Annotated in this window: 10 protein-coding genes; 4 read left to right on the top strand and 6 right to left on the bottom strand. The window is 69.1% G+C overall.

Features of this window, described 5'->3' with window-relative positions; translation table 11 throughout:
• Nucleotides 1-16: 16 nt before the first annotated feature.
• Nucleotides 17-1879: a phosphoenolpyruvate carboxykinase (GTP) gene (locus tag ILP86_RS05975; protein ID WP_193761594.1), complete on the bottom strand. Its 1863-nt coding sequence runs from the start codon at nucleotides 1877-1879 to the stop codon at nucleotides 17-19.
• A gap of 109 nt (nucleotides 1880-1988) precedes the next feature.
• Between ILP86_RS05975 and ILP86_RS05970 the strand changes: the two genes are divergently transcribed.
• Entirely contained in the window at nucleotides 1989-3431 is a 1443-nt protein-coding gene (locus tag ILP86_RS05970) for a helix-turn-helix transcriptional regulator (protein WP_058632906.1), read from the top strand.
• 64 nt (nucleotides 3432-3495) lie between these two features.
• Here the strand turns inward: ILP86_RS05970 and ILP86_RS05965 are convergent, their stop codons facing one another.
• Complete coding sequence (locus ILP86_RS05965; RefSeq protein WP_193761593.1) at nucleotides 3496-4557, bottom strand: winged helix DNA-binding domain-containing protein; 1062 nt, start codon at nucleotides 4555-4557, stop codon at nucleotides 3496-3498.
• A gap of 57 nt (nucleotides 4558-4614) precedes the next feature.
• On the bottom strand, nucleotides 4615-6063 hold the full coding sequence (locus ILP86_RS05960) for a glyceraldehyde-3-phosphate dehydrogenase (RefSeq protein WP_193761592.1): 1449 nt from the start codon (nucleotides 6061-6063) through the stop codon (nucleotides 4615-4617).
• 207 nt (nucleotides 6064-6270) lie between these two features.
• Here ILP86_RS05960 and ILP86_RS05955 point away from each other — a divergent pair, with 207 nt between their 5' ends.
• The 3 genes from ILP86_RS05955 to ILP86_RS05945 are packed head-to-tail and all read left to right on the top strand — an operon-like array spanning nucleotide 6271 to nucleotide 8364.
• Nucleotides 6271-6639 (top strand): multidrug efflux SMR transporter, encoded by a 369-nt coding sequence (locus tag ILP86_RS05955; protein ID WP_046749681.1) that lies wholly within the window; start codon nucleotides 6271-6273, stop codon nucleotides 6637-6639.
• Nucleotides 6636-6959, top strand: a complete 324-nt coding sequence (locus tag ILP86_RS05950) for a multidrug efflux SMR transporter (RefSeq protein WP_058632908.1) — start codon at nucleotides 6636-6638, stop codon at nucleotides 6957-6959. The genes ILP86_RS05955 and ILP86_RS05950 overlap by 4 nt, the downstream gene beginning before the upstream one ends.
• Nucleotides 6960-7017: 58 nt before the next feature.
• Nucleotides 7018-8364, top strand: coding sequence for an amidohydrolase (locus tag ILP86_RS05945; RefSeq protein ID WP_113680982.1), 1347 nt, complete (start codon nucleotides 7018-7020; stop codon nucleotides 8362-8364).
• Nucleotides 8365-8480: 116 nt separating this feature from the next.
• Here the strand turns inward: ILP86_RS05945 and ILP86_RS05940 are convergent, their stop codons facing one another.
• The 3 genes from ILP86_RS05940 to ILP86_RS05930 all read right to left on the bottom strand — a co-directional run bounded on the left by ILP86_RS05940 (nucleotide 8481) and on the right by ILP86_RS05930 (nucleotide 10875).
• Nucleotides 8481-9470: a methyltransferase dimerization domain-containing protein gene (locus tag ILP86_RS05940; RefSeq protein ID WP_193761591.1), complete on the bottom strand. Its 990-nt coding sequence runs from the start codon at nucleotides 9468-9470 to the stop codon at nucleotides 8481-8483.
• 72 nt (nucleotides 9471-9542) lie between these two features.
• Complete coding sequence (locus tag ILP86_RS05935; RefSeq protein ID WP_193761590.1) at nucleotides 9543-10253, bottom strand: alpha/beta fold hydrolase; 711 nt, start codon at nucleotides 10251-10253, stop codon at nucleotides 9543-9545.
• A 34-nt stretch (nucleotides 10254-10287) separates the two neighbouring features.
• Nucleotides 10288-10875 (bottom strand): TetR/AcrR family transcriptional regulator, encoded by a 588-nt coding sequence (locus tag ILP86_RS05930; RefSeq protein ID WP_046749685.1) that lies wholly within the window; start codon nucleotides 10873-10875, stop codon nucleotides 10288-10290.
• Nucleotides 10876-10893 lie beyond the last annotated feature (18 nt).

The following is a 10893-nucleotide window of genomic DNA, read 5'->3' as shown; positions in this document are numbered from 1 at the left end:
GCACCGGTCTGGGGAGCTACGCCTTGTCGAGGCGGTAGCGCAGCGAGGCCAGCTCGGCGCGCAGCGCCGCCGGAACCTTGTCGCCGAAGGTGTCGTAGAACTCCTCGGTCAGATCGGCCTCGGTCTTCCACGCCTCGGCGTCGACGGAGAACAGCTCCTCGAGGTCGGCGGCGGGGATGTCGAGTCCGTCGAGATTGAGGTCTTCCACGCGCGGCAGGCGTCCGATCGGGCTGTCGACCGCGGGCACGTCACCGGCGATGCGGCGGATGATCCAGTCGACGACGCGCGAGTTGTCGCCGAAGCCCGGCCACAGGAACCGGCCGTCGTCGCCGCGGCGGAACCAGTTGACCTGGAAGATGCGCGGTGCGCGGTCGAAGCGCAGACCGCGGCCCACCTTGAGCCAGTGGCCGAAGTAGTCCGCCATGTTGTAGCCGCAGAACGGCAGCATCGCGAAGGGGTCGCGGCGGAGCTCCCCGACCGTGCCTTCAGCGGCAGCCGTGCGCTCGGACGAGATGTTCGAGCCGAGGAACACGCCGTGCGTCCAGTCGGTTGCTTCGACGACGAGGGGCACGTTGCTCGCGCGGCGTCCGCCGAACAGGATGACGTCGAGCGGGACGGCCTCCTCCCAGTCCTCGGAGATCTGCGGGCACTGGGCCGCCGACACCGTGAAACGGGAGTTGGGGTGCGCGGCAGGGCGTCCCGACTCGGGGGTCCAGTCGTTGCCCTCCCAGTCGATCAGGTTCGCCGGTGCCTCGTCGGTCAGGCCCTCCCACCACACGTCGCCGTCGGGGCGGAGCGCGACGTTGGTGAAGATGGTGTTGCCCCAGAGCGTCTCGACCGCGGTGACGTTGGTCGATTCGCCGGTGCCAGGTGCGACGCCGAAGAAGCCCGCCTCGGGGTTGATGGCCCACATGCGACCGTCTTCACCCGGACGGATCCAGGCGATGTCGTCGCCGAGGGTCTCGACGCGCCAGCCCGGGATGGTCGGACGCAGCATGGCGAGGTTCGTCTTGCCGCAGGCCGAAGGGAAGGCCGCAGCCACGTGGTAGGCCTTGCCCTGCGGGTCGATCACGCGGATGAGCAGCATATGCTCGGCGAGCCAGCCCTCGTCGCGGGCGATCACCGAGGCGATGCGCAGCGCGAAGCACTTCTTGGCGAGGATCGCGTTGCCGCCGTAGCCCGAGCCGTATGAGTAGACCTCGAGCGTCTCCGGGAAGTGCACGATGTACTTGTCGTCGTTGCAGGGCCACTCCACGTCCTGCGCACCCGGCGCGAGCGGGGCACCGACCGTGTGCACGGTCTTGACCCACGGCGCACCCTCGGCGATCTGACGCGTGACGGCATCGCCGACGCGGGTCATGATGCCGATCGAGGCGACCGCGTAGGCGCTGTCTGTGATCTGCACGCCGATGTGCGAGAGCGGGCCGCCGACGCGTCCCATCGAGAACGGGACGACGTACATGGTGCGCCCACGCATCGATCCCTCGAAGATCTCATCCATCTTGGCGTGCATCTCGGCCGGAGCCGCCCAGTTGTTCGTGGGGCCAGCGTCCTCCTCGCGCTCGGAGGCGATGAACGTCCGCCCCTCGGTGCGAGCGACGTCGCTGGGGTGCGAGCGCGCGAGGTACGAGCCGGGTCGCCACTCGGGGTTGAGCTTGATCAGCTTGCCCTCGTCGACCAGTCCGCGCAGCAGCCAGTCGTTCTCGGCCCGCGAGCCGTCGACCCAGTGCACGGAGTGGGGCTGGGTGAGCGCCCGGATCTCCTCGACCCAGGCGGCCAGCTCGGCCATGGCAGGAGTGTCATACGTCGGAGCCGCCCCGAACGTGCGCGTCGGGGAGACGGGAGACGTGCGAGGGGTGAGGACTTCGGCCATGGCCATGACTGCTCCTTAGAAGTGTGGGGCGTTGCACCTATCTTCTTCCGGTTCGAACGCGACTTTCGGCCATTTCAAGCGATAAGAACTGGAATTCTTTCGCTAGACTCAAGGAATGGCGTCCTCCGGCATCCACCTCACGACCCTCGGCCACCGCATCCGTCACCACCGACTGGAGAACGGCTACACGCTCGATGAGCTCGGCGCGCTGGTCGGCGTCGCCGGCTCGCAGCTGAGCCTGATCGAGAACGGCAAGCGCGAGCCCAAGCTCTCCCTCCTTCAGGCGATCGCGCAAGCGACCAAGACCGAGGTGACCGATCTCATCTCCGGTGAGCCGCCGAACCGGCGTGCCGCGCTCGAGATCGCCCTGGAGCGCGCGCAGGAGAGCCCGGTGTTCCGGCAGCTCGGCGTCGCCCCCGTGCGCGTCACCAAGGGGATGAGCGACGAGACGATCGAATCCGTTCTCGGCCTGCACCGGGAGTTGGAGAGGCGGGAGCGCGAGGCCATCGCGACCCCGGAGGAAGCACGCCGCGCCAACACCGAGCTGCGGCTGCGGATGCGCGCCCAGAACAACTACCTCCCCGAGATCGAGAAGCTCGCCGAGAAGCACCTCAAGGCTGCGGGACACGTGCAGGGTGCACTCACCCACCGCACCGTGAGCATCATGGCCGAGAAGCTCGGGTTCGAACTGATCTATGTCAACGACCTCCCGCACTCGACACGGTCGGTCACCGACCTCGAGAACGGGCGGATCTACCTGCCGCCGGCCTCGATCCCCGGCGGTCACGGCCTGCGCTCGATGGCGTTGCAGGCGATGGCACACCGACTTCTCGGACACACCCCGCCGACCGACTACGCCGACTTCCTGCAGCAGCGCCTGGAGATCAACTACTTCGCCGCATGCTGCCTGATGCCGGAGACGGCTTCCGTCGCGTTCCTGCAACAGGCGAAGAAGGACCGCAACCTCGCCGTCGAGGACTTCCGCGACGGCTTCGGCGTCACGCACGAGGCGGCGGGCATGCGCATGACGAACCTGTTGACACAGCACCTCGGCATGGCGCTGCACTTCCTGCGCGTCGACTCCACCGGGGCGATCACCCGTGTGTACGAGAACGACGACCTGCCGCTGCCGATGGATGTGACCGGTGCCGTGGAGGGACAGCGGGTGTGTCGCAAGTTCCAGGCCCGCGCCGCGTTCACGCAGCAGAACCGCACGGTGGAGCACCACCAGTACACCGACACCCCGTCCGGCACCTTCTGGTGCTCGACGCAGACCGGGTCGTCGACCGACGGCGAGTTCTCGGTGACGGTCGGGGTGCCCTTCGACGACGCACGGTGGTGGCGTGGACGCGAGACGAACGACCGCGCGGTATCGACGTGCCCCGACGAGTCGTGCTGCCGTCGCCCCTCGGCCGAGCTGAGCGATCGGTGGAGCGGACGGGCCTGGCCGAGCGCGCGCGTGCACACGCACATGTTCTCCCCTCTCCCCCGCGGCGCGTTCCCGGGCGTCGACGACAACGAGGTCTACAGCTTCCTCGCCCGCCACGCCAGCGAGTAGGCGCCACGCCAGCGAGTAGGCGCCACGCCAGCGAGTAGGGGCGGGTCGGGCTCGGGCGGGCGTCTCAGTCGTCGGCGAAGCGGGCGAACCGCGCAAGGGCTGCGGCCACGACCTCGGGATCCTCTGGCGCCTCGAAGAGCTCGGGCGGTGCACTCCTGGTCGCGCTCGCATGCGACCAGGAGCCGATGACGCGGCCCTGTTCGACGATCGTCGGACGCACCATGCCGTTCTTCCCCGGCCCGATCGCCGCCAGATACGCCGGGTCGCATACGGCCGTGCGATCGGCGTAGGAGATGTAGTACTCGTCGAACGCGCCGAGAGCATGGACCGATGCGGCGCCGCTCGCCCGACGCGGAGGCCGGCACGCGACGAAGAGCCCTTCGTCGACCTCTTCGACGCTGGAGGCCGCCCGCTCTGCCGCCTCACGCGACTGACCCAGAGTGAGGCCCGACCACCACGCGAAGTCGGCGACCCCGGCAGGACCATGGCCGTCGACGTAGCGGACGAACAGCTCGGCGAGCGGATCGTCGGGTGCTGCGTGCTCGCGGATGTGCTCCTCCACGAGGACGAAGCGCTGTTCGCGGGCGACACCGGCGCGGGCCACGACCGGTCCCTGGCAGATCAGCCCGGCGATCGTGAGGGTGAACAGCAGGTGGATGCCGCGCTGACCGGAGGGGTCGATGCCGATCCCCTCCAGCACCTCGAACACCTCCGCACGCGTGCACCCGCCATCGCGCAGGCGCGGCGTCAGGGCGCGAAAGGCAGCGGCGACCATGTCGTCGTCGATGCCGAGGTCACGGTGACGGGTGGCTGCCTGCTGCCGCTGCCGCCCGGCGGTGACCTGGAGCATCCAACCGAGGTCTCGCGCCGGGACGGTGTGCAGGGTGCCGCGCATCGTCCACGCGCGCACGATGTCGCCGCGGTCGAAGGCCCGGTCGACGTCGCGCAGTGTCGGCTCACCGCGGGTACGCACGGCGAGCGCCCACCGACCGGCCGTGAAGTCCTGACTCTGCACGGCGAGCATGTGCTGCGCCGCATCCGTCACGGTGCGCGCCGGAGCGGTCAGGCGATGCGAACGGAGGCGTTGCGAACGGAGACGATCGGTGCGCTGAGCCGCGGTTTTCATGACCTCATCATGCCGGGTACTCCGGACGATACGACGAAACCCGGCGAACGGCGAGACTCAGCCCTGCAGGGTCACCTCGCGGCGCTCCGGCAGCACGATCGGGTGCGAGCCCGCCATGACCTCGAGCACACGGATGACCTGGCAGGAGTATCCGAACTCGTTGTCGTACCAGACGTACAGGATGAGGGTGTCCTCGTCGGCGATGGTGGCGAGGCCGTCGACGATGCCGGCACGGTGCGAGCCGACGAAATCGGTGGAGACGACGTCGGGGCTCTCCACGTAGTCGATCTGCTGACGGAGCTTGGAGTGCAGCGAGACGCGGCGCAGGTAGTCGTTGACCTCGTCCTTGGTCGCGGGACGCTCGATGGTCAGGTGCAGCACCGCGAGCGACACGTCGGGCGTCGGGACGCGGATCGAGCTGCCGGTGAGCTTGCCCTCGAGCTGCGGGAGCGCCTTGGCCACGGCCTTGGCCGCCCCCGTCTCGGTGATGACCATGTTGAGCACGGCCGAACGTCCGCGTCGGTCGCCCTTGTGGAAGTTGTCGATCAGGTTCTGATCGTTCGTGAACGAGTGCACGGTCTCCACGTGCCCCTTGACGACGCCGTACGCCTCATCGATCGCCGCGAGCACCGGAGTGATGGCGTTGGTCGTGCAGGACGCGGCCGAGATGATGCGGTCGGAGTCGGCGATGGTGTCGTCGTTGATGCCGTGGACGATGTTCTTGAGCGGGCTCTTGCCGGGGGCCGTGAGCAGCACGCGGGCGACGCCCTTCGACTGCAGGTGCTGGGAGAGCCCCGCCTCGTCGCGCCAGCGTCCGGTGTTGTCCACGACGATCGCGTCGTGGATGCCGTGCGCGTTGTAGTCGATGGTCGCCGGGTCGTCGGAGTAGATCACCTGGATGCGGGTGCCGTTCGCGATGATCTGCTCGGCATCTTCGTCGACCGTGACCGAACCGGCGAAGCGGCCGTGCACGGAGTCGCGCAGCAGCAGCGACGCGCGCTTGACGAGATCGTTCTCGGCACCGCGGCGGACGACGATGGCACGCAGACGCAGCCCGCTCCCGCCTCCCGTGTGGGCGATGAGGATACGAGCGAGGAGGCGGCCGATCCGCCCGAACCCGTAGAGCACGACGTCGGTGGCCTCAGCGGCGACAGCTCCCATGGCCGGAGCGAGCACATCTGCGAGATAGGCCTCCAACGGCTGACCGCTCTCCGCGTGGCCGGCGACCAGGCGGGCGACGTCGAGGGAGGATGCCCCGGGCGCGAGAGCATGGATCGCTTCCAGCACCGCAAGGCTGTCCTCGATCGGCAGACGCTCGTGACCGAGCTGGGCGACACGCTCGTGCACCTCGACCAGCCCCGTCGGCGACAGGCCGAGCAGACGATGCCCGTGGAGCGACGTGACGACGTCGTGCTCCCGTCGGAGTGCCCCGATGAGCGGGATCATCCGCTCCGCCAGCTCTTCGCTCTCTGTCCAGTCGTCGCGGTGTGCCGCGGAATCGTTCATCTGCGTCCTTGCATGTGTGAGCGCGCGCCGAGGTCGCCGGCGCGCGAGTTGCCGGGTGGATCGGGGGATGCATCCAGCGTACAAGTCGCAGGAACACGTGCCGAATCCGACGGCTGCGGACCGGGGTCGAGCAGGCCCGGCTTCTCGCGGGAATCCCCCGGTCACCCGTCGCGTTCTCCCCCTCGGACGCTCCACGAAAGGCTCGCGATGACCCCCAGCCCCCGCCGCTCGGCATGGCCGCCCCTGCTGCTCGCGATCGCCCTCGAGGTGAGTGCGACCCTCTCCCTCCGCGCCGCCGAGGGGTTCACGCATCCGTTCTGGCTCGTCGTCGTGGTGCTCGGCTACACGGGGTCGCTCTGGCTGCTGTCGGTCGTGCTCGACCGCGGCATGGCCGTCGGCGTCGCATACGGCATCTGGTCGGCGATCGGCGTCGTGCTCACCGCCGCGCTCGGCACGGTGCTGTTCGGCGAGCTGCTGGGACCGGTGCAGATCGTCGGCGTCGGCGTGATCGTGGTCGGCGTGCTGCTCGTCGAACTCGGATCCCATACGCGCGATACGACGGAGGCGACGTCGTGACCTGGGTGTTCCTCGCCCTCGCGATCGCGAGCGAGGTCACGGCGACGCTGAGCCTGCGCGCATCCGAGGGCCTGCGCCGTCGCCGCTGGATCCCCGTGATCGTCGTCGGCTATCTCGCCGCCTTCACCCTGCTCGGCACGATCCTCGCGATGGGGATGCCGGTGGGCGTCGCCTACGGGATCTGGGCCGCCGCCGGTGTCGCGCTGACCGCGGTGCTCGGGCGGGTGATCTTCAAGGATCACTTCTCGGCCATGATGGCGATCGGCGTCGCGCTGATCGCGGTCGGAGTCGCGATGATCGAGTTCGGCGGCGGCCACTGACGACAACGCGCCATGAGCTTCTCCTCGGCAGCAGTTTTGCGTCTACACTGGTGGAATAATGACACAGTCACTCCACGGCGACGATGCCGACCTGATCATCCGCGGCGGCCGCATCCGCACCCTCGACCCTTCCGACACGATCACGGAGTCGCTCGCCGTCCGCGACGGGGTGATCGTCGCTCTGGGTGCGGAGGCGGAGGCTCTGGATTCGCGCGCGGTGATCGAGCTGGACGGGCGCACCGCGATCCCCGGCATCAACGACGCCCACCTGCACGCCGCATGGCTGGGGGCACGGTGGCCGCATCTCTTCTTCTCCGACACACCGCCGGAGGAGCAGCCGTCCGGACGGCTCGTGTCGACGTCGGGGGAACGCCGGTCGGCGCTGCGACGCGCATGGGCACTGCTCGCCGAGCTCGGCATCACGAGCTACACCGAGCCGGGGATCGGCCCCGGCGAGGACGACGGCGAGACCGGATGCTTCGGCTCCGACATGCTCGACACCTACCTCGAGCTGCATCGCGAGCGCGCCCAGACCTCCCGCGTGACCCTGCTGAGACTGTTCGGCACGATCGACGGTGAGAGCACGCTCGACGACTTCGAGCGCGGGGTGCGCATCCCCGCACCGCCCTCCGACCCTCGATGGCTCGCGATCCCCGGCGTGAAGATCTTCGCGGACGGCATCCCCCCGATGGCGACCGCCTGGGTCGATGAACCCTACGCCGACGGCACCACCGGCGGACTGCTCACCCGTGGCGAGCCCGACGCCCGCACCGCCTTCCGACGCATGCTCGAACTGGCCTCTGCCCGCGGGCTGCAGATCGCGGTGCACGCGACGGGAGACCGTTCGATCGCCGAGTTCCTGTCCGTGCTGGAGGGCCTGCACGCACAGCACCCCACGCCGTCGGGTCCGCACTATGTCGTGCACGGCGATCTCGCCACGACCGAGCAGATCGCCAGGATGGGGCGCATCGGCGCGGGGTTCGCGGTGCAGCCGCTGATCGCGGCGCACACGCACTCCTGGGCGGCGATGCAACTGGGAGAAGCCAGACTCGCCTCCGCATGGCCGCTCGCCGAGATGCTGACCTCGGACGCGCTGACCACGATCACGAGCGACTCCCCCGTCGCGAGCCCGGACTGGCGGCTGGGTCTCGACGCGTCCCTCGCGCTGCTCACCGCCACGGGCGCCACGGACGACGCGGGCACCAGGAACCGGCTGCTGCGCTCCGTCACCGTCGACCCTGCTCGACAGGATGGCGCCTCGACATGGAAGGGCTCGCTGGCCATCGGCATGGTCGCCGACGTCACCGTCCTCGATGAGGACCCCCTGACGCCCGGCCGCGACCTCGCGACGATCGGCGTCGCCCGCACGATCGTGGACGGGCGCACGGTCTTCTCGCGCGGCTGATCTCGAAAGCGATGCACGAAAACGGCGGGCGGCATGTTCACGCATGCCGCCCGCCTCTGATCCCCCTCGGACCAGTCGTGTGCCCCGGCGCCGGTCACCCGGCGCCGGGACGAGTCTCACACCGCAGTCGCCACGAGCACCCGCGGGCTGCCGGGCAGCGCGACCTTGTCGCGCACCGACCAGCCGGCGTCGGCGAGCCATCCGCGCACCTCGGTCTCGGGATAGACGACGGTGCCGTCGATCACGAGGTACTCGCCCGCGTGCAGGGCGTCGAGCCCGCGCTGCTCCACATCCTCGTCCAGGAAGAAGTCGAGCACGGTCAGGGTCGCGCCGTCGACGGCAGCCGCCCGCAGGTTGCGGAAGATCTGCGCATTCTCCTCGGCGGAGAAGCGGTGGATCACGTGGTTCGCGAAGACCGCGTCGTACTCTCCCTCGGGAGCGGTGGTCGCCGTGTCGCCGACCTCGACCGTGGCACGCTCCTGCACTCCCGCAGCTGCGACCGCGTCGGCGATGCCGTCTTCGAAGCCGGGAGCGTAGAGGAACGTGGTGTGCAGCTCGGGGTTGTCCGCCATGACGGACAGCGCGAACTCGGCGGACAGGCCGCCGAAGTCGAGCACCCTGGTCGCACCGTCGAGGTCGACGTGACGGCCGAACTCCTGCGCGTGCAGACGGTTGTACGTCATGACGCCGGCCATGAAGGTCGCCCAGCGGGCGTCGTCCATCTGCAGGTCGCCCGGCTCGGTCGTGTCGACCGTATGCGCGAACTGCAGCCAGTGCGGGTAACTGATCTCGTCGAGGAACGTGAGGAAGGGAGCGAGGTCGATCGCCGCCTCGTTGCCGACCAGGTACGCGGCGGCGTCCTCGGCGAGCGCGTAGCGTCCGCCGGTCCTGGTGAGCAGGCCCTTGGCGGTCATCGCATCGGCGAGCAGCGTCGCGATGCGCTCGCTGACCGCGCACCGCTCGGCGATCGCGGCCGCCGTGTCCGCCCCGTCGGCGATCGCGGCGAACAGGCCGATCCTGCTGGCCTGGAAGAGCTGCTTGGAGGCCATGTAGCCGGTGGCGATGTCGAGGATCCGCGCCGCGTCGGCGGTGGGGGTTTCGGTCATGAGCGAGCCTTTCGAATTATCTACGAATGTTGGAAATAAAGATCATGGTTGAAGCCGGATGTCGAGGGGGCTTCAATCCGCGAGGAACTCCCGCACCGCGGTCCGGAACCCCGGTGCGTGCAGGGCCGCGAGATGGTCGCCGGGAACGCGCCATGTCCGCGCATCGGGTAGCAGCGCCGCGAGGTCGTCGATCCCCGCCGCCATCCCGTCGTCGACTCCACCGATCAGGAGGACCGGAACGCTCGGCCCGCCGCGATCGGCGACGAAGGGCTCCGCCGCCAGACCCTCGATCAGATCGAGCAGGTCGGCAGGACGGTTGCCCGGCATCGACACCATGCCGAGGATCATGCCCGTGAGCGGATCCCTCGGCGCGCTGCCGTCCGCGAGGGAGGCTCGCGCGGCCGGGAGGTCGACGAAGGAGAAGGGCTCCCCCGCGCTGAGCCCGCCGAGCACGAGCCGCCGAACGGCGATGTCGTGACGGGACGCGAGGTCCCATGACAGCCGCGCCCCGAGCGAGTAGCCGACGAGGTCGACCTCCTGCTCACCGACGGCCGCACGGATCGATGCGGCGATGGCGTCGGTCACGGCCGATGTCGTCGCGGTCCCGAGCGCGATACTGTCGCCGTGAGCCGGAAGGTCGATCACCACACGCGGTTGATCGCCGAGAACGGCGTCCCACTCGCTTTCGGGCCAGTCCAGACGCCCCCTCGAGGCCAGGCCGTGCAGGAACACGACAGGACGCCCCGCTCCCGGATGGTGCGAGACGGACAGTGGTGCGGTCATGAGGCGCCTTCCTCTCGAATGCGGCGCCTCGCGGTCAGCGGAGTCGCGCCAGGAACTTCCGGATATAGTCCTCGTAGTCGGCGATGCGCTCGCCCTCGGGATACATGAGGTTGATCACCGTCGCTCCGACGGCGACCGAGATGAACTCGTTCGCGAGGGCCGCATAGTCCTGATCCCGGATGGATCCGGCATCGCGCGCCGCCTCCATCCGCTCGACGAGCATCGCGTGCCACCGCGCGAGATGCGTGCGGTAGAGCACCGTGAGCTGATCGTTCGACATCGCGTACTCCCAGAGGGCGAGGAGCACACGCCCACTCGCGATCTCCCCGACACTGCTCGGCAGCGTGCCCTCGAGCACCTGCTGCAGCATCCGCTCGGGCGTCGCGCCCTCGGAGATCGACTCCTGGAGCCAGGTGTCGTGCTCGAGCAGCACGGTCTCGAAGGTGGCGGCGACGATGCTCTCCTTCCCGGGGAAATAGTGCTTCAGGGCACCGTTCGCGAATCCGGCCTCGGCGGCGATGCTGCGCATGGTCGCCGCCTCGAATCCGCCCTTCAGGATGATGCTCTTCGCCACCTCGACGATGTCCCGTCGACGCTGGTCGTGGTCGATGATCTTCGGCATGTCGTCCTTCCGGCCGAT

Origin of the sequence: Microbacterium sp. R1, assembly GCF_015159725.1 — a bacterium.
GTDB classification, from domain to species: Bacteria; Actinomycetota; Actinomycetes; order Actinomycetales; family Microbacteriaceae; genus Microbacterium; species Microbacterium oxydans.
This window is presented reverse-complemented; position numbering and strand designations above follow the sequence as displayed.

Excerpts from the sequence above, each read along its gene's own strand:
- ILP86_RS05955 (WP_046749681.1), top strand. The coding sequence starts at position 6,271 with ATGACCCCCAGCCCCCGCCGCTCGGCATGGCCGCCCCTGCTGCTCGCG.
- ILP86_RS05935 (WP_193761590.1), bottom strand. The coding sequence starts at position 10,253 with ATGACCGCACCACTGTCCGTCTCGCACCATCCGGGAGCGGGGCGTCCT.
- ILP86_RS05960 (WP_193761592.1), bottom strand. The coding sequence starts at position 6,063 with ATGAACGATTCCGCGGCACACCGCGACGACTGGACAGAGAGCGAAGAG.
- ILP86_RS05945 (WP_113680982.1), top strand. The coding sequence starts at position 7,018 with ATGACACAGTCACTCCACGGCGACGATGCCGACCTGATCATCCGCGGC.
- ILP86_RS05965 (WP_193761593.1), bottom strand. The coding sequence starts at position 4,557 with ATGAAAACCGCGGCTCAGCGCACCGATCGTCTCCGTTCGCAACGCCTC.
- ILP86_RS05940 (WP_193761591.1), bottom strand. The coding sequence starts at position 9,470 with ATGACCGAAACCCCCACCGCCGACGCGGCGCGGATCCTCGACATCGCC.
- ILP86_RS05970 (WP_058632906.1), top strand. The coding sequence starts at position 1,989 with ATGGCGTCCTCCGGCATCCACCTCACGACCCTCGGCCACCGCATCCGT.
- ILP86_RS05975 (WP_193761594.1), bottom strand. The coding sequence starts at position 1,879 with ATGGCCATGGCCGAAGTCCTCACCCCTCGCACGTCTCCCGTCTCCCCG.
- ILP86_RS05930 (WP_046749685.1), bottom strand. The coding sequence starts at position 10,875 with ATGCCGAAGATCATCGACCACGACCAGCGTCGACGGGACATCGTCGAG.